Below are 18,877 nucleotides of genomic sequence, written 5' to 3' on the forward strand. Positions count from 1 at the left end.
TGTATGAAAAAAATCATATTCACCATATTAGCGCCGGTAATGCTGACCGTGGCCTGCAAAAAGACCGACGAGTTTCTCACTAAACTGCCGCTGGATCAGCTGACTGACCAAACTTACTGGACCAGTGAAAGCAACGTAAGGACCTTTACCTGGGGCTTCTATCCCAGTTATTTCCCCGGGTATGCCTCCGGATTCGACCTCAGCTGGGGTGGCTATTTCTCCGGCGAATCCCTGAACGATGATTTTGCACCGACAACACCTACCCCCTTTACCAAGACGGTACCCGCTACGGGCGGTGGTTGGGCATTTACGAATATCCGCAAAGCCAATCTTTTCATCGAACGCGTAAAAGGGGTTCCCATGAGCGCGGAGGCGATCAACAACTGGGTAGGCATTGGCCGTTTTTTCCGTGCTATGGAATTCAGCAGCAAGGTGCGCACCTTTGGAGATTTCCCCTGGTACGGCCAGGCAATCACCAGCGAAAATGATACCGCTGCCCTGTATAAGCCGCGCGATCCACGTGAACTCGTGATGGACAGTGTACTGGCAGATTTCAAATTCGCCGCTGAAAATGTACGGGAAGCGGATGCAGCAACGGGCCCCAAAGGCCTGATCGTGAACAAAGCGGTTGTACTGGCTTTCATGTCACGTGTATTTCTCTTCGAAGGTACCTGGCAGAAATACCAAAAGAACAACACGACAAAGGCCAATGAATACCTGGAAGCAGCTAAATGGGCATCCAATGAGCTAATCACCAAATTCACTTATACGTTGGGACCCGATTACCGCAAACTCTTCAATTCACTGGATCTGTCTACCAATAATGAAATGATCCTGTATAGAAGGTATGAGGCTGGTACCAACCTGCTGACCCATAGCTTGCACAGCTACGTGAATAAAGAAGCACAAACCGGCGCTTCCCGCAACCTGCTGGAAAGCTACCTGGCCAAGGATGGTCTACCAATCAGCCTTTCTCCCCTGTACAAAGGAGATAAGACCATCGCCAATGTAGTAGCAGACCGCGATCCCCGCCTCAACGCCACGATCGTACCAGCGCTCAGGCTGAATGGCATAGCGAGTAACTATTCCACCTCTGGTTATTCGACGTTGAAGTTCTTCAACGACGACATCAAGGATGTGGCAGATGGCAACTCCAACACCAATACCACCGATGCACCTGTGATCCGTTTTGGTGAAGTGTTGATCAACTATGCAGAAGCCTGCGTTGAACTGGGTACCCTTACCCAGGCAGACCTCGACAAGAGCGTCAATAAACTGCGCAAGCGTACCGGCATCAACCTGCCCGATCTGCAGATCCTGGGGGGCGCTCCGGCCGTTAATGGCGTCGCCTACGATGACCCAAAACGCGACCCGCTGGTACCTGCCATGATCTGGGAGATCCGCCGGGAGCGCCGCATCGAACTGGCCATGGAAGGCTTCCGCAACAATGACCTGAGAAGATGGAAGAAACTGGACTACACGGATACCAAAACCAACCTGACCATCAACCGCGGCGCCTGGGTGAAGAAATCGGACTACGCCGCCACGTTAACCGTCGTCATCGAGGGTGGTGCCGCTGAAGGGTATGTCGTTCCATCCAGCAAAGCTGAATTGGAGCGTCCTTTTCCCGGCGACAAAGTCTACCTGAGCCCCCTGCCGTTGGATCAGATCAAACTGTACAAGGACAGAGGTGTTGACCTGAAACAGAACCCCGGCTGGGAATAATCACGTCCCGCCAACCGATATATCGAAAAGAGGATGCGCCGGCATCCTCTTTTCATTTACAAGCTGTTGTTTGCAGGATACAGCACCTCACCGGTCCAAATCCTCCCCTTTCTGCAAATAATATCCTGATTTAATGCGCATTTATGCGGCAATTGCCCTATTTTGTGCGTGTAACCGCTAACAAATGCTTAAGAAAGAACGCCAGGCCTACATACTGCACCAGGTGAACCTGCACAATAAAGTATTGTCTTCCAGCCTCAGCCAGGAAATCAGCGTATCGGAGGATACCATCCGTCGCGATTTACAGGAACTGGCCGACGAAGGCAAGATCATCAAAGTACACGGAGGTGCTTTGTCCCACTCCTTCAACCAGGTGTATTACCCCTCCAACAACGTTTATTCGCACGATCATAAGAAGATAATAGCGCAAAAAGCAGCATCGCTGGTAGAAGATGGCATGTTTGTGATCACGACCGGTGGTACCACGATTATCGAGCTGGCGAGGGCGCTCCCACCCCAATTGCGCGCCACATTTATCTCCGGCAGTATTCCCGCTGTGCTGGAATACATGCACCACCCTACCATTGAAGTGATCCTGATTGGCGACAAGGTGTCCAAGAATTCCAAGATCACCATCGGCAGTGAGGCGATTGCGCAGATCAAACGCATCCGCGCCGATGTCTGTTTCCTCGGTGTCAACGCCATCAGCATCAAAGATGGCATCACCGACAGCGACTGGGACGTGGTGCATCTGAAGAAAGCCATGATCGAATCTTCCCGTAAAGTGGTTTGTCTGTCGATCGCAGAAAAGATCAATTCCCTGCAGCCCATTCATATCTCAGAAGTCAATAAGATACATACCCTGATCACCGAGTTATCACCCGATGATCCCTTACTGAAACCATACCGCGATGCCGGTATTGAAGTACTATAGCAACAGCTGCCCCCTATCCGCTGCCACACTGATTGAATATCCTTTGAACTGCCCATATTGTAACCAGCAGACCTCGAGCCCATTTGAACGAAGGCTTATACGAAAACTGTTATAACTAAAAAGAACTAAACACTCGGCTTATGAGAAACACCCTCCGGCTGCTTCTGGCAGTCCTCTGGCTTTTGCCAGGCTATTCCGTTTCATTTGCACAAACGAGGACCGTGTCAGGTACCGTTTTGTCGGATGATAACGCTCCCCTGGCATCCGTGTCTGTCACAAACAAGACTACCAAAAAATCGGTAGTGACCAACATGGCTGGCCGCTTCACGATCGCGGCTGAAAAAGGACAGGTGCTCACCATTTCTTATGTAGGCTACTCCAACAAAGAGGTGGTGATCGGTGACAACGCAGAGATCACCATTCGCCTCGATGCAGCCAAAAACCAGATGGATGCGGTAGAAGTAACCGCGCTGGGCATTCCCCGTAGTAAAAAATCACTGGGCTACAGTACGCAAACCGTAAAAGGGGATGACCTGGCCCAATCGCAACGCGAAAACCTGTTGACGGCCCTTGCCGGTCGCGTGGCCGGGGTTACGGTCACCACCACCACCGGTCTGCCAGGCGCTTCCGTATCGATCATGCTTCGCGGCGCTGTATCGATGGACGGTAGTAACCAGCCCTTGTTCGTGATCGACGGTATGCCGGTTGACAACTCCACCTTCGCGCAGGGCGCGCTCGTCTCTGACGGCCCCAACCGCAACAACGACTACGCCAACCGGTTGTCCGATATCAACCCCAACGATATTGAAAGCCTGACGGTACTGAAAGGCCCCGAAGCAACGGCGCTGTATGGAAACGCCGGCGCTTCCGGAGCTATCATCATAACGACCAGGAAAGCCAAGGCTGGCCGCACAGCTACTTCTTATGACAATGCCTTCCGCCTGGAAAAAATCACCCGCTTCCCCGAAATTCAACAGATTTATGGCAGGGGTACCGTCGGTGTAGCCGATCCGCTTGTCCGCACCTTCCTGGGCCCTAAATATGCTGAAGGAGCCCCCATTTATGATAACATCAGAGGATTCTTCAAAACCGGCTTTACACAAAAGCATAACCTGTCTGTAGAATCCGGTACGGAGCAAAACTCCTTCCGTTTTGCAACCAACTATGTTGATCAGGATGGTATCGTGCCGCAAACCGGTTACAGAAGATTTTCTGCCCGCCTTACCGGCAATGTGGTCCTTTCGCCCAAGTTCGATATTCAGTCATCCCTGAACTATGCGCAAACGAAGACCCGCAAAGCTACCAAGGGGCAATACGGCTTCCTGATCAGTTTATTGACCTGGCCAAGTGACGACAACATCGAGAACTACCTGAACCCAGACGGTTCCCGCCGTGAGATCAGCGAAGGTTCTACCACCGAGATCGACAATCCGTTCTGGGATGTTGCCAAAAATAAAAGCGAAGACGACAACCAGCGCCTGATCGGTAACGTGAACCTGAACTACAAGCCTACCAAATGGCTGACGTTGAGATCAACGCTAGGGGTAGACCAGTACGTCACCAAGGGCTTTTCCATGATACACCCGCAATCCAGGCTGGGTATCGGCACCAACGGTGTGCTGGAAACCTTTACCGAAACCAACCTGCTGTACACCGGCCAGTTTACCGGTATTGCCATTAAGCAATTCGGCGATTTCAGTACGCAGTTCGTAGGTGGCTTTGCTTTTGACCAGAAAGAATATGAAGTGAACGCCATGCGCGGCGAGCAATTTTACATCCCTGACTACAACAGTATCAACAATACCAAACCCGAAACCATGCGTACCAAGAGTACACTGAACCGGGTACGTAACGTAGGCTGGTTTGGTCAGGCACAGGCAGGGTACAAAGACATCCTTTTTGCGACCCTCTCCGCCCGCTATGATGGTTCTTCTACCCTGGTACGTCCAGTAACAGCCGAAGCGACACTGAAAGACCGGACCGACCCGGCTTTCTTCTTCTACCCTGCTGCGAGCCTTGCTTTCAACTTCTCTGAGCTCGAAGTGTTCAAAGGCATGTCCTGGCTCGACTACGGTAAACTCCGTTTTTCAGCCGGTAAAACCGGTAAAACGGCCCGCTCTCCTTATGTAACAGCCAGCCGCTACGTACCCGTGCAAACCACCGGCGGTGGCTTTGCCTTAAGTGTATACGCCGGTAACGACCAGTTGACACCCGAGTTCACCTACAACTATGAAGTGGGTACAGAATTAAAGTTCCTGAAGAACAGGCTCGGTATCGACCTGGCTTATTACCATGTAGAATCTGAAAGCCAGATCCTCGCACCCCGTCTTAGCTATGCCACTGGTGCCATCCTGAAATGGCTCAATGGTGGTACCATCCGCAACCGCGGTATCGAAGTCATGCTGACTGGTAACCCGATCAGAACGAGAGATTTCAACTGGGATGTGACAGTCAACTTCGACAGGAACGTCAACATGATCACGAAGATGCCGGCCGACCTGCCGATCTTCTACATCTCCGACTACGACATGGTACCCTTTGGTGGTGTAAAGGCCTTCTACCGCGCGGGCAGTTCGATCAGCGCGCTGGGTGTGGAAGCCAGCGGTGCTACCGCCTTCCAACGCAGCAACAACGGAACTATCCTGATCAACCCCACCAACGGCCTGCCATACAGAGATACTGCCGCATCGTTGCTGGGTGATCGTAACCCCGACTTCAAGATTGGTTTCATCAACAATATCCGGTACAAGAACTGGACCCTGAGCATGAACTTCGATATCCGCAAGGGTGGAGATATCTTCAACGCGAATGCACTGGTGTTGAACAATATCGGATTGGGCGTAAGAACAGCCGATCGCGAAACACCCCGGGTGATCCAGGGCGTATTGAAAGACGGTCTGGAAAACAGCCCTCACCCTACTGCCAATACCATCTCGGTAACCCCCTATTACCAAAATGGTTACTACAACAATATCTATAACGTAGAAGATTATTTTGAAAGAGACATCAGCTGGGTAAGACTGCGCGACGTGACCCTGGCGTACAATTTTACAGGACTGTTGGGCAAGAAAGGCTTCTTTAGAAGTGGTTCAGTATTCGTAACAGGCACCGACGTATTCATGATCACCAACTACACGGGTGTAGACCCCAACGTAAGCGGTCTTACCGCCTCTGCGGGTGGCTTCGGTGGACAGGGTTACGATTACGGTGCACTGGCCCTTCCGGTTGGTATCAATTTTGGCCTTCGGGTAACTTTCTAACTTTCAAAAAAAACGGATATGAAAAAACATAGCCTTCTCTATATAGCAATAACACTACTGGCAGTCGCAGGTTGCCGGAAGTACCTGGACGTAAACGAAGATCCCCGTACACCACAACAAACCACTGCAGAAACATTGCTGCCCCATATGCAATCGTACATGGGTTATGCGCTGGGTCTCGATGGACGGTATACGGGTAAATATGTTCAATATTGGGTCAGCAATGCCGCCAATGATGGCGTAGAAGGACATGGCTCTGCTACCGGTACGGAAATGTGGACCATGCACTATACCAAACTCGGCCTCGCCATCGATCAGATGCTCAACGACGCCGTACTCAACGAGAAATGGTATTATGCCGGCATCGCCAAAGCGTTGCGTGCCTGGAGCTGGCAGCTGAGTACCGATCACTTCGGTCCCATGATCCTCAAACAGGCCTGGGAAACCGACCGGTACATCTTCGACTACGATTCACAGGAAGAGATCTACAAAGAAGTAGAAAAGCTTTGCAATGAATCATTGGAATATTTCAACAGGGAATCTGCCAAGACTATCCTGGGCTCCAGTGACTACATTTTTAAAGGCAATAAAGACCGCTGGGTAAAATTCGTGTACGGTGTATTGGCCATCAATGCCAACCACCTCTCCAATAAAGCGACTTACAATCCCGCTAAGGTGATCGAATACGCCGACAAATCAATGGCCGATAACGTAGATAATGCCCGCATCCAATACAATGGCACTACTGGCGGTTCAGCCACCACTTCAGATGCTTTTGTACTCGGTCCCAAACGCGCGAACATCACGTCCCTCTCCTATGTACAATCATCGGTGATCGTCAACATGCTGAAAGGCTACCACAGAGGTGTATCGGTAGAAGATCCGCGTATTATCAATATGATCCAACTGAGTGCGGATAGCACCTACAACGGCGCAGTACCCACCAGTGGCGATCCCAACAGCGCAGCCACCAACAAAAAAAGGATTCCTGCTATCATTGGTGGCTTCGCAGCCCCCTGGCCCGGCAGGTACCTGTTCCGCGACACCGTCAATTTCCCGATCATGACCTATTCGCAGATCCAGTTCATCAAAGCCGAGGCTGCCTTTAAAAGCGGTCAGCTGGGTATAGCCTATACCGCGTACAAGAACGGTATCGATAAAAGCATCGACCTCGTCAGCAGTCTGGGACCCAATACCATTACTGCCGCTAAGAAAAACACCTTCCTGGCAAGCGCCGCTGTCGCACAAACCGATGCGGACCTGACCATCAAGGATATCATGTGTCAGAAATACATCGCCCTGTGGGGATGGGGTTTTGAAGAAACCTGGGCCGATCTCCGGAGGTACAATTACGATACGACCGTATTCAAAGGATATGTCATTCCGGAACTTTCCAAGATCAGCAGTTCCAATGATGGCAAGCTCGTACAACGGTACCGTCCACAAAACACCGAGTACCTGTACAATGTAGACGCTTTGAACAAGATCGGCGCTACCAGAGACAACTATCATACAGACACCATGTGGTTTGCAAAACCTTAAAATGAATGAACATGAAAAAACTCAGCATATTCATCGTCCTCGCAGCTACGCTGGTAGCCTGTAAAAAGGAATACAAATCCATTTATTCTTTCGAGGACAAGACCAATAAAGCGAAAGTAAAATTCGTCCATGCGCTGGTCAATGCGTATCCACTGCCCGACACCGCAGCGCAGGCAGGATTGCAGCTCTACCTGAATGGTGAAAAACTCACGGGTGCCACCAATGTGACCTATGGTACGGGGGTTTTCCCCAGCCTGGAATATACCATGGTACCAGCCGGCGACAACAAACTGAAAGTGGTGATTCCCGTAGGCGCCAAGAACGCAGAGATCCCGGTATTTGAAGGACCACTCGTGCTCGAAGACCAGCAAACCTATACGGCCTTCATTACCGACTCACTGCCCAACAGTTCTATCTTTCTGATCAAAGAGAACTTTTCACAGTTTGCCGATTCCGGTAAATACTTTGTGCGGGTGATCAACCTGATGCCCAATGCAGCTATTGACCTGTATGGCACTACCGATCAAACCATGATCGCTACCAACATCGCCTACAAAGGATCGACCGAGTTCATCCAGGTCAATGTTGGTACGGGTGCGCGTGCTTTCCAGGCGCGCATGGTGGGTACCAACCTGACAGCTACAGCGAGCATCACACCGGTAGCCGGCAGAATGTACACCATCTTCTCGTACGGTGTAGCAGGCAAGGGCGGTACACGTGCACCCAAACTTGGATTCTACACTTCGAGGTTCCAGACGTATCAGTTCTAGCAACAATTATTACCAGATATAAAAAAGCCCCGGTCAATGTGAAGTTGACCGGGGCTTCTTATGTCAATATTGTTCAGCGTCTACCCCCAGGGCCAGTTATAAGCAACAATGATAGCGGTAATGATGCCAGCCAGATCGGCGAGCAAAGAAGCGGGAATGGCATAACGCGTACGTTTGATGCCCACCGAACCAAAGTACAAGGCCACTACATAGAAAGTGGTATCCGACGAACCCTGGAACATGCAGGCCAGCCGGCCCACAAACGAGTCGGGACCATAGGCCGGATTACGCATCACATCGATCATCATCGCGCGGGAACCGCTACCACTAAATGGCCGCATGAGTGCCGTAGGCAGGGCGGGTACAAAATCAGTATTGAATCCCAACTGGGCAAACAGCCAGGCAGCCCCTTGTAAGATATAATCAAATACCCCACTGCTGCGCAGCACCGAGATCGCCACCAGCATACCCACGAGATAAGGGATGATCTTAACGGCTACTTCAAAACCCTGCTTGGCGCCATCGATGAACGCATCGTACACAGCGATCTTCTTGTACATACCACCCAGAATAAAGGTGACAAACAGCAGCATGATGAGTCCCGTGCTGAGTACATTGGAGAAGATGGTAGCATTGCCAGGCGTCAATCCACGAAGAAACAGCGCCAGGGCAGCCAGCAAAGCCGAACCGATGAGACTGAACGCGGCGATAGCCACCCATTGCCGGGAGCTGAAACGTTGTTTAAAAGCGGCAATGATCATCGCCACCATGGTCGCCACGAACGTGCAGATCACACAGGGAATAAAGATATCGGTAGCATTTTTCGAACCTACAATCACCCGCTGGGCAATCACACTCACGGGAATAATACTAAGCCCCGAAGCATGCAGTACCATAAACATCACCTGGGCATCGGAAGCGGTATCTTTTTTAGGATTCAACTCCTGCAGGCTCTCCATGGCTTTGAGGCCAAATGGCGTGGCTGCATTGTCGAGCTGCAACAGGTTGGCCGAAAAGTTCATCATCATATGCCCCATCGCCGGGTGATTACGGGGTACACCGGGAAACAGTTTGTTAAAGAAAGGCCCCACGATACGCGACAACACATTGATGGCCCCTGCCCGTTCGCCGATTTGCATAAATCCAAGAAACAGGCTCATCACACCAATTAACCCCAGGGAGAGATCAACCCCACCCTTGGCAGAGTCGAACACACCATCCATCATTGTTTTAAACACCTGCGTATCGCCCAGGAAAATGAGCTTGAGCAAGGCCACCACAAAGGCAATCAGGAAAAAAGAGATCCACAGATAGTTCAATACCATAGCAGCTGGTTAAAAGCTTGTAAGTACATTAACTTTTAAAACGCTGAAGATAAAGTAAAGTTGTGGAAAGGCGACTGTTAAAACAACGCCGCTAAAGGTGGGGCAAGCCTTTCATCCGTCGAAGGTCGGCACCGGTCGATGATTGGGTTAACAGGGTTCGTCAATGATGCCCGCCGTCCGCTGCAACCCTGAAATAGGGCTTATAGGCGATCAATCTGTTCACCAGGTCTTTTCCATCGGCCAGGATCTTTGCCCGCTCCATTTCGCCTTCGGGCATGATGATATAACCATGAGGGGCTTTTCTTTCACCGAGTATCCACTGACCTGCATTCAACAATATGGGCCCCTGTTCATGCGGACCTGCGCCACCTATATCGGCATTGGTCATATAGGGTGCATAGAACATCGTATGCGGAAAACTCATCGTTACGATCTCTTTGTTGTCGGGATTGGCCGGATATACCCGCATGACAGGCGACAACATATAAGAAACACCTGGCCTGGCGGGCGCTTTGTAATAACCCCTTTTCATGCGTGCCACTACGGTATCCCTGATCTGCACCGGTGTATACTTCCCCGAAATCCCCATCGCAGCCACATCTTTATAAACCGGGAAGATCGTTCGCGCACCTTCTGCATCATAACTGATCGGTGTTGCCAGGTCTTTCGGGTATTGCTCCCACTCCCAGTCGATGCGTGATACAAAACAGAGGAAGCCGTTGGTCCCTTTCCTATGCTCATAGTAACCCCTTTTGGCATCGAACAGGTATACCGAAGCACCCGCGCGCAAGCGTGGCGGCAACGCGCTGAGCGCATAATCTGTTTCCAGGTCCGCCGGCATGATATCCGGCTCCCACCGGGTCGTGGGCTGCCCGCAGGCTGACAAGCTAAGCGTCAATACAAGCGTTGATAAGACATAATTGAGTATGACTTTTATGAGGGGACAACTTTTCATATGCAGCATTTACCTAAAGGTAAAGCCCCCTGCCAGCGAAGACAGGGGGCTACTGTAACGAATTGCAGGGGTAAATGCGACAAGTCCTGGCTCGCTCCTGCTAAAGTGGTCAATACAAGATGATCCGGCGGTCGGCGGTAGCAGCTGATGCGCCATCGCCCTGGCCCGACAGGTACACGATGATGCGCCGGTCGGCGGTGGCCGATGCACTGTTGCCCGTGTGGGAAATGGTCGAATACACGATGATCCGGCGGTCGGCCGAAGCATTGCCACCTTCCGATCCCACAAAGACATAGCTACCCAGACCGAGGTTGGCAGCAATACCATCCAGCTCGGCGGTACTCCTGGCCACACAAAGCCCTACCTGCTGTCCGTTGCGAAAGATCTTGTAGACAACCCCTTCCTGTTGGGCAACCATGCGGGCAGCCGACATAGCACCTGCAGCCTGCAGGGATTGCACACCCAGGCACAGGCTGACCATGGCTGATAAAGCCATTGCTTTAAACATGTTTTTCATACTTTTTTTGCCCTAAAACTAACGGTGGGTATAACCTGTCCAGCGCCTGAATCGTTGGGTGGCCCTGCGGGCAGATCAAATGCGGATAAATACGATGAATGACAGCAACCGCTATACTTCAAACTCGGCCGGGTACTGTACCGTGCCGGAAACATGCTGCAGGCCACCTTCCACCAGTTCGAGACCCAGGTATACATTGGACGGCACCTGGAAGGGAGGATGTATATGCCAGCGACTGGTAGGAACAAAACCAAAACGAGGATAATAATTTTCATGGCCCAATACGATCACCGACTGAAAACCCATATCGCGGGCTGCCGCCAATCCGTGACCCATCAGTTGCCGGCCTATGCCATTTTTTTGAAAGCCTGGCGCCACGGCCATGGGTGCCAGTGCCAGACTTACCACTTCATGCACCGTCTGGTCTACGATCTTCACTTTCGAAAAGAAGATATGACCAACAACCTGGTCTTCCATGACCGCAACCAACGACAATTCCGGAACAAACACATCGGGATTCTTACGCAAGGCATCTACGAGTTTCGCTTCCTTTTCTCCGCCAAAGGCATGGAAAAGCATTGCCTGCACGGCCGGTATATCTGCAGTCGTTTCCTGCCTGATGATAACTTCTTTTTTCATGGCCATCGTTTTTCAATCTATAAAAACCTGCCCCTCATTGCACACACTTCGCCTACTGAAAATTAAAACAATCGGCTGATTGATAAAGAATTTATATTTGAAACATGCCCACTATACCCGTATCGGCCATGAAGTTCCTGAGCACGTTGAAGAAAAACAATAACCGGGAATGGTTCAATGTCAACAAAGAAGCTTTCCTGGCACAGCAGGAGGCCATCGCCGTCGTCATGGAAGCCCTGTTGCAACAGCTTACTACACACGATGAGATAGAAACGCGTTCGGGCAAAGACAGCCTGTTCCGCATTTACCGCGACACGCGTTTCTCTACCGATAAAACACCCTACCGCACCAATTGGGCAGGCCGCTTCAAACGTGCCACCAAATTCCGCCGGGGCGGCTATTATTGGCAACTCGAGCCCGGCGCCAGCTTCCTGGCTGGTGGCTTCTGGGGTCCCAATCCGCAGGACATGAAACGCATCCGGGAAGACATCGCCTTCGATGCTACACCCTTGAGAAAGATCCTGAAACAGCGATCATTTGTCAACACCTTCGGTGCGCTGAAAGGAGAGCAGGTGAAAACAGCGCCCAAAGGGTTTACAGCCGACCATGAAGCGATCGACCTGCTGCGTTACAAACAGTTTCTGCTGATCAGGCCTTTTACAGACGAAGAAATATTGGGAAACGGGTTTGTCAAACTGGCCAACGAAACTTATAAAAGCATGCGCCCCTTTCTCGACTACATGAGTGAGGTACTCGTAGCAGATGCCAATGGATTGATGGAATAGCTCAACGGGGGGCGATACGCTCCAGTTCCCGACCCCGGAATACATCATACAAACCCAGCTCCTCCAGATGTACATAGCCGATATGGCAGCCACAGGTGGTATTGGTACAGGGCCGGGGAAATAAGGCCGTCCGGAAATCACCTTCATACAGGTTGCCCAGTTTCTCTTTCACAAAATGACAACGGAACATATCACCGGCGCCATTCACGCTAATAACGGTATGCCCGGTACGACAGGCTTTTCCCGCACTCGCATGATGCACCATATTGTACGGCACGAAGGGATCGACCGCCATCAGCCGGTCCTTTTCTTCCGTGGTATAATAATCGGCTGTTTTCTTCAGGGCATTCACCCACAAATAGGTTTGGGAGGGCAATAACGTACGCAACGCTTCGATCTCTGCAATGGTTTCTTTGAAGCCCACCACGCCCACGCTATAGGTAATACCCATAGCATCTAATTGCCGGCATTGATCCAGGAAACGCTCCCGGCTTACCTGCCCCGGATGGTAAGTGGTCCACAAGGCAATCTTTTCTTTATCGGCCTGCTGCAACCATTCCAGCCGGCAAGACAGGTTGGTTTGGATCGCTACCCGCTCTACCTGTGGCAGCCGGCTCAGCGCCACCATGGCCTGCTGGTAATGCTTACGGATCAATCCCTCACCCCATGGCGTAAAGAATAGCTTGAAGCGGATAGCAGGTTGCGCGGTGACAAATGCCACAAAGCGTTGCACCTGTCGCGCATCTTCGGCCAGCACCTCCCTGGAGTCCTTGCGCTTGGCAAAAGGACAGTAGGGGCAATCATAATTGCAGCCCGATAAGTCGCCCCGGTATAGTATAGACAGGTTCATTGTAAGGCAAATCCATTGATCCGTTCACGTATAGGTTCCGAATACAGGGCAGGCCCTATCGCATCCGAATAATCGATGCCGGTACTGGTCAGCCTTAACACGCTACCTTCCAGCGCTGCCAGTTGGTGGCCGACCAGCTTTTGCAGCAGCGGATAAGCAGCCATCGCCGCTTTTCCGTATAAGGTCCTGAACCTCGACAGATCGAGTCCGCTGCCATGCAGCACCGATTTGATCACATACCGCCGCTCCTGCTCTTCGGGCTCCAGTACGATGCCGTAATCGATGGTACCAAAGTCGCGGTGATCGATGTATTTTTCAATAATAGACCGGATATGTTGCCGCCCGACAGCATACTCCGACGAATAATGTACCTGCTTCGTATATGAACGTGCACCCGCTCCCAACCCGATCATCCCATCTTCCTGGCATACATACGACCGCACCGGCCCCATTTTACCACTGGTCGCTTTTCGAAACAAACGCATCGAAACCTGCTGGTAACCGGCCGATAACAACAATTGCTTGGCCGCCTGGTAATAAGGCCAACGCTGGTCCTCAACAGGCTGATCCAGCTTATTGATGCCCGTCAGCGGACGTACATACAAGGGATACATAAACACCTCGCCTATGCCCAGCCTGATCACCTCCTGCACCGAATGCAGCCAGGAAGCGAGCGTCTGACCATATGCTCCGTAAATGAGGTCGATATTCAATACCGGAAAATCGAAGGATTGTATCAGTTCGAGTGCCGCATATACGGCCTGATTCTTTTGCGGACGCCCCATCGCTTTGAGCTCCCGCTCTACAAAACTCTGCACGCCCATGCTCACCCTGTCTACCCCCTGCTCCTTCAGCAGGGCCAGCTTCTCACGCGAGATCGTGGCTGGCGACATCTCTACAGAGGCAGGTATCGTGGCAGGATCACAGCCCAGTTTCCGGATGATCCCAAATAGCTTTTCCAGTTGCGGCACCGTCAAAAACGTAGGCGTGCCCCCACCGATCGCCAGTTGACCAAAACCAGCCGGCCCAACCACCTCGTTGACCATATCGGCTTCCGCGGCCAGCGTATCGAGGTATACATCGACCATATCCTGCTTCGGATTGGCAATGGTAAAGAGATTGCAAAACCCACAACGCATTTCACAAAAAGGCAGGTGCACATACAGGAAAAGACTGTCCTTCTGCTCTGCCGACCACAAGCTGGCCAGCGACTGCGGTGGCAAAGCCCGATAACTGTGCTTATGCGGATAAGAATACGCATAGCCGTCAAAAACACGCTCAAATAATGAGTCCACCATCACACATGCTTTATGATAAATGTTGCCATCGGCACTTCCCACACCGTGGGATGACCGACGCGATGCCCCGTGTACCCGTCTTCGCCATAAGCCGTACCATGGTCGGAACACACGATACAAAAAGTATCCCTGCCCGACTGCCGGCAGGCATCAAACAAAAGTGGCCACTGGCCATCTATATATTTCAAGGCCGCTCCATGCGATGCCATCGAATCAACGGTAGCACCAGGCAGGTAACAATAATTGGGCTGATGAATGGCCGATACGTTGATAAAAAGAAACAAGGGTCGTTCTCCTCCATCGTGCATCAGGTCAGCAGCCAATGTAAACTGGTGTTGCGTAGATGCCGGATCGGTCACGCCAAAACGTGGTTCCCAATAACTTTCTTCAAACAAGCCGGGCAATACCCTGCCCAGCGCAGTTTGCTGGTTAAAGAAACCCACTCCACCGATACAGATGGTGCGGAAGCCCAGCCCCGCAAAACCTGAAACAATATCGGCCGTTTCAAATACCAACGTGCTGTCACCCGTTGTTTCGCTGCCGGCAAATTGGGCAGCAAAAAGACGTCCCGCTTTGGGCTGATCCGCCGGCGTTGGTAAAAAGCCGGCAAAAAATGCCTGGTGGGCAGCATAGGTAAAACTGCCGGGCGAATGGCAGCGCGTCCATCCTTCGGGGCAGTACTGCGCAAACTGCGGCAGTTGACCCTGTTGAAAGAGTTCATGCGCTACATCGTACCGCAGGCTATCGAGCGTAACCATCACCACGTTCATGGTACGCGCAACCTCGTTCATATCGTACCTCACAGCCATTGGGCAAGATCGGTGGTTTTGGCAACGATGAGATCGGGTTGAATACTGCCGGTAAAGGGTCGGTTATACGACACCCAGCAGGCATGAAATCCCGCCGTTTTGGGTCCGGCAATATCATGCTCCGGATGGTCACCGATAAAAAGGGTACGATCGGGATCAAGTTGCGCTTTTTCGATCATGCGTTGGTAGAAAACAGGATCGGGCTTGGGCACACCCACTTCTCCGGATATAAAGACGACTTCCGGTGCAAAGAGGTCTGTCAGTTCTGCCAGGCGCAACTTGTTCCGCTGATTAACACTGCTGCCGTTGGTAGCCAGTCCCAGGCGGAATGACTGCGCGGCCAGTCGCAGAAAGTCGGATACTTCCGGCGTGGGCTTCATAAAACCAGGTATACGTTGAAACAACCAGTTTAATAATTCATCGGCATTATACGGAACATCGGTCTTGGCCGCATATTGTCCGTGCAGCCACTCGGCAAATGCAAAACGGTCCAGGTAACCCCAGCTATCTTTTTCCATCACTGCATCGAGCAGCACACTATCATTGTATCGGTCATTGCCCTGCTCCTGCAACCACAGGCCGATCGTTTGCCGCATGGCACCATTGCGATCGACGAGGGTGTTATCGAGATCAAACACTAAAGTATCATAACGCTCTTTCAACATAGTTCACGGTTTATACGATGTAATACGGATCTTATTTCAGCTTCATAACAGGTATCGCCCTCATGCAACAGATTGGGCAGCAGATCGCCAAAAGCATTTACCTCCAATACGAAACAGCGGCGATGGTCTGCTGTCAGCAGTACGTCAACACCCAGGTACAGGGAGTTGGGAAAACAGGCAGCCGCCTGTTCGGCAGTACGTTGTATCGCGTGCCAGGCCTCCTGCCCGATCAGGTCGATGCATTCCCGGGGATCGGCCCGCCGGTTGCCCAGGTGCAGATTGGTGATGATCGTTGCGCTCGAGCGCACCACCATATGCCGGGCCCTGCCATTGATCACCAGCACACGCACATCAAAATAACGTTGCTGCAAGGTCGCTTTGGGCAACCAGGCCTCTGCAAAAACCTGCTCCCCTACCAGCCGGTCGACCAACGCCGCGATATCTTCTTCCTGCGTATAGGTACGCACCCTGCGTGAATTATATAGTGATACCTCCGCTCCATTGCGTACCAGTTCCACCGAAGTAATAGCCTGTACGCGGGTGCCCAGCTTTCGAAAAGCTACCACGCCTGAAGCCGATGAACCATGTGCCGGTTTCAGGAAAACACGTTGCAGCTGTTGCTGTTCCATGTGCAGGAGCAGGTCTTTATATCCCTTTATCTGCGATAACCGGGCAGGAACTGGTACGCCTCGCAGTTCCAGTAGTTGCTGGCAGGCAGGCTTATCAAATAGCAGTTGAATATCGGCCGGTGTATTCATCACAGACGCGCCAGCCCGATCTATCACCTGTTCTATTTGTTCCAGGCATTGACAGTACCCCCGGTACCAGGCCCGCATATTTCCGATGTGTCCAAACGGTTCATCTGTATCGGGCTCAGCCCCGCCCTGCTTCACCAGTAGCTTACGGACAAGATCGTTCTCTCCAGGCGATTCGATCCGCACGATAGAATCGGCCTTCAACGCCAGCGGCGTACTGCCCGTAAGCAATCCTTCGTACGACACTATTACCGGCTCGCCGGCACCCAGGTGCCGTACCGCGTCGGCGAATGCTGTCACACGCCTGTTTTCCGGATTGCCAATAACCACAAAATACATGGAATATTATTCAGTCACTTCTGCGTACCGGTATTCATCATCTGTTTGCCGGTCGTCTACATTGATGCCCACCCCCAACGACTGCAATTGTTGCATCATGTCTTCCGACAGGTAATGACGGCGCAGGTTGAGGAAAGTAAGTTGCCTGATACCCGGACTATTGAGCAAAGCTTTTGCTCCCTCATCACTCAAGGTGCCCATCGACAGGTCGAGCACTTTCAATTGCTGCAGTACCGGAGCGGTCGATACGGCGATCGCGAGGTCGTCCTGGATCTCGCTATTCATCAGGCCCAGGTGTGTCAGTTTGGGGAAGGTTTTACCACTGAGCAGGCTATCAAAATCTTCCACCCCGGAAGCGAAACCATAATTTTCTGAACCCAGCCACAGATCGAGGCGCTCCAGATTGGGCAACCGGGCTGCACTGATCTCTTTGATTACATTGGGTGGCATACCGCCTGTTTCCACGATCAGCGTTTGCAACTGGTCGTGTTGCAGGTTGCCGAAGGCCAGGTCTTCGCCGCCCCTTACCTGAAAATGCACCAGGCCGGGATAAGCCTCCAGCAATGGCTCCATATTTTCCTGCTTGATCCAGGATATTTCACATTCTTCATACGTGATATCGCCAATAAACAGGGCCTTCAATCCTTTAAAGAGCGTCCTATGCGAGATCAGCTTCATCACCACATCCGTCGAATTGTCCATTTCTGTACTGAACTGACCGATGATCAGTTCCTCCACCTGCCCAGCTTTGGGGTCTGCAGCGAAAGCATCGATCAGTTGTTCGATCGTCACATCTTCGTTGTCATAACTGATAGCGATGCGGTATACGGTGTTGATAGGATCGGCGATCCCCGTTGCGGGTGAATATTCCTGGACTGGTTTATTACGAAATACTGTCAGGTGTTCGGATACCATTGGTGAAGTTTTTGTAAATGTAACAGATGGGTGTTAAAGATTTATTACCGGACACATATCGACTCATTAAAATACTTATAAGAATCGCGGCGTACCCATATCCAATGGACCACTGGCAGGCCAGTCACCCTCCCGTCGCGGTAGCGAAACATGCGGCCACGCCACCCATTGGGCAGTACTAACCTGCATAGCAGCCACCAGGTTGTTCAGCACGATCACGAGGTCATCCATACGCCATACATCTTCGTTGGGATCATCGGGTTGCCCCGCAGAGGCGGCAATCGCTTCCAGGCCCACGCGCGATAATACCAGCGTGGAGCAGGGCGGACTCCAGCAACCCAGTCCGGAAAAAGCAGCCTGCAACCGGCTGGCAACATCAGTACCGCCTACCGAATCCATCGTCACTGCACAGGCGACCGGCTTGCCGAAGAAGGCTGGCGTATTTTCAAACGCCGTCGCTACTTCCAGGAAACGCTGCAAGGACGAGCTCCAGCTGTTCCAATACACGCCCGTTACTACCAGGAAGCCATCGGCTGCAGCCAGTAGTTCATAAACCTGTTGTGTAGCTGGCATGGGATCAGTAAGCGTCAGCACATCCGCCAATAGGTTCTTTTGCTGCCCGAGCCAGTCGACTGCTTTGCTGATCACTGCCCAGGAATTACCAGACGTACCACGCAAAGAGGCATTGAGGAGAAGGATCTTTTTAACCGCGGGTTCCATAGCGCTGCTTCTATTGTTTGAATAAAAGTATTTCTTTCCCCGCAATGACCCGCTTACACAAAATAAAAAATGCG

At 51.8% G+C, this 18,877-nt stretch carries 17 protein-coding genes; 6 read left to right on the plus strand and 11 right to left on the minus strand.

Going from position 1 to position 18,877, the window contains the following annotated elements:
* Positions 1-3 precede the first annotated feature (3 nt).
* The 5 genes from P2W70_RS30940 (at position 4) to P2W70_RS30960 (ending at position 8,231) form a co-directional block, all read left to right on the plus strand.
* Positions 4-1,725 carry a RagB/SusD family nutrient uptake outer membrane protein gene (locus P2W70_RS30940; protein ID WP_276485476.1) on the plus strand — a complete coding sequence of 574 codons (1,722 nt, stop codon included), beginning with the start codon at positions 4-6 and terminating at the stop codon, positions 1,723-1,725.
* 184 nt (positions 1,726-1,909) lie between these two features.
* Complete coding sequence (locus tag P2W70_RS30945) at positions 1,910-2,659, plus strand: DeoR/GlpR family DNA-binding transcription regulator (protein ID WP_276485477.1); 750 nt, start codon at positions 1,910-1,912, stop codon at positions 2,657-2,659.
* A 140-nt stretch (positions 2,660-2,799) separates the two neighbouring features.
* Positions 2,800-5,919, plus strand: coding sequence for a SusC/RagA family TonB-linked outer membrane protein (locus P2W70_RS30950; protein ID WP_276485478.1), 3,120 nt, complete (start codon positions 2,800-2,802; stop codon positions 5,917-5,919).
* 18 nt (positions 5,920-5,937) lie between these two features.
* Positions 5,938-7,461, plus strand: coding sequence for a SusD/RagB family nutrient-binding outer membrane lipoprotein (locus P2W70_RS30955; RefSeq protein WP_276485479.1), 1,524 nt, complete (start codon positions 5,938-5,940; stop codon positions 7,459-7,461).
* A gap of 11 nt (positions 7,462-7,472) precedes the next feature.
* Positions 7,473-8,231 (plus strand): DUF4397 domain-containing protein, encoded by a 759-nt coding sequence (locus tag P2W70_RS30960; RefSeq protein ID WP_276485480.1) that lies wholly within the window; start codon positions 7,473-7,475, stop codon positions 8,229-8,231.
* A gap of 80 nt (positions 8,232-8,311) precedes the next feature.
* On the opposite strand, the gene P2W70_RS30965 is transcribed toward P2W70_RS30960, so the two are convergent.
* From P2W70_RS30965 to P2W70_RS30980, 4 genes are all read right to left on the minus strand, one after another.
* Positions 8,312-9,556, minus strand: a complete 1,245-nt coding sequence (locus P2W70_RS30965) for a nucleoside recognition domain-containing protein (protein ID WP_276485481.1) — start codon at positions 9,554-9,556, stop codon at positions 8,312-8,314.
* A 160-nt stretch (positions 9,557-9,716) separates the two neighbouring features.
* Positions 9,717-10,511, minus strand: a complete 795-nt coding sequence (locus tag P2W70_RS30970) for a hypothetical protein (protein ID WP_276485482.1) — start codon at positions 10,509-10,511, stop codon at positions 9,717-9,719.
* A 109-nt stretch (positions 10,512-10,620) separates the two neighbouring features.
* A complete protein-coding gene (locus P2W70_RS30975) occupies positions 10,621-11,028 on the minus strand; it encodes a hypothetical protein (protein ID WP_276485483.1) in 408 nt (135 codons plus the stop codon).
* A gap of 111 nt (positions 11,029-11,139) precedes the next feature.
* Positions 11,140-11,667, minus strand: a complete 528-nt coding sequence (locus tag P2W70_RS30980; RefSeq protein WP_276485484.1) for a GNAT family N-acetyltransferase — start codon at positions 11,665-11,667, stop codon at positions 11,140-11,142.
* 104 nt (positions 11,668-11,771) lie between these two features.
* On the opposite strand from P2W70_RS30980, the gene P2W70_RS30985 reads away from it, so the two are divergent.
* Complete coding sequence (locus tag P2W70_RS30985; RefSeq protein ID WP_276485485.1) at positions 11,772-12,452, plus strand: DUF2461 domain-containing protein; 681 nt, start codon at positions 11,772-11,774, stop codon at positions 12,450-12,452.
* A 1-nt stretch (position 12,453) separates the two neighbouring features.
* Here P2W70_RS30985 and P2W70_RS30990 read toward each other — a convergent pair whose 3' ends face one another.
* The 7 genes from P2W70_RS30990 to P2W70_RS31020 all read right to left on the minus strand — a co-directional run bounded on the left by P2W70_RS30990 (position 12,454) and on the right by P2W70_RS31020 (position 18,803).
* A complete protein-coding gene (locus P2W70_RS30990; protein ID WP_276485486.1) occupies positions 12,454-13,302 on the minus strand; it encodes an STM4011 family radical SAM protein in 849 nt (282 codons plus the stop codon).
* Positions 13,299-14,600, minus strand: coding sequence for an STM4012 family radical SAM protein (locus P2W70_RS30995; protein ID WP_276485487.1), 1,302 nt, complete (start codon positions 14,598-14,600; stop codon positions 13,299-13,301). Before P2W70_RS30995 ends, P2W70_RS30990 begins: the two co-directional genes overlap by 4 nt.
* The gene (locus P2W70_RS31000) at positions 14,600-15,409 is read right to left on the minus strand and encodes an STM4013/SEN3800 family hydrolase (RefSeq protein ID WP_276485488.1); all 810 of its coding nucleotides are present in this window, start codon (positions 15,407-15,409) and stop codon (positions 14,600-14,602) included. Before P2W70_RS31000 ends, P2W70_RS30995 begins: the two co-directional genes overlap by 1 nt.
* Positions 15,400-16,074: an HAD family hydrolase gene (locus P2W70_RS31005; protein WP_276485489.1), complete on the minus strand. Its 675-nt coding sequence runs from the start codon at positions 16,072-16,074 to the stop codon at positions 15,400-15,402. Before P2W70_RS31005 ends, P2W70_RS31000 begins: the two co-directional genes overlap by 10 nt.
* Positions 16,068-17,168 carry an STM4014 family protein gene (locus P2W70_RS31010; protein WP_276485490.1) on the minus strand — a complete coding sequence of 367 codons (1,101 nt, stop codon included), beginning with the start codon at positions 17,166-17,168 and terminating at the stop codon, positions 16,068-16,070. The genes P2W70_RS31005 and P2W70_RS31010 overlap by 7 nt, the downstream gene beginning before the upstream one ends.
* Before the next feature lie 6 nt (positions 17,169-17,174).
* Positions 17,175-18,083 (minus strand): STM4015 family protein, encoded by a 909-nt coding sequence (locus tag P2W70_RS31015; RefSeq protein ID WP_276485491.1) that lies wholly within the window; start codon positions 18,081-18,083, stop codon positions 17,175-17,177.
* Between the two features lie 75 nt (positions 18,084-18,158).
* Positions 18,159-18,803: an NAD(P)H-dependent oxidoreductase gene (locus P2W70_RS31020; RefSeq protein ID WP_276485492.1), complete on the minus strand. Its 645-nt coding sequence runs from the start codon at positions 18,801-18,803 to the stop codon at positions 18,159-18,161.
* Between the last annotated feature and the right edge of the window lie 74 nt (positions 18,804-18,877).

Origin of the sequence: Paraflavitalea pollutisoli, assembly GCF_029360705.1 — a bacterium.
Lineage (GTDB): Bacteria > Bacteroidota > Bacteroidia > Chitinophagales > Chitinophagaceae > Paraflavitalea > Paraflavitalea pollutisoli.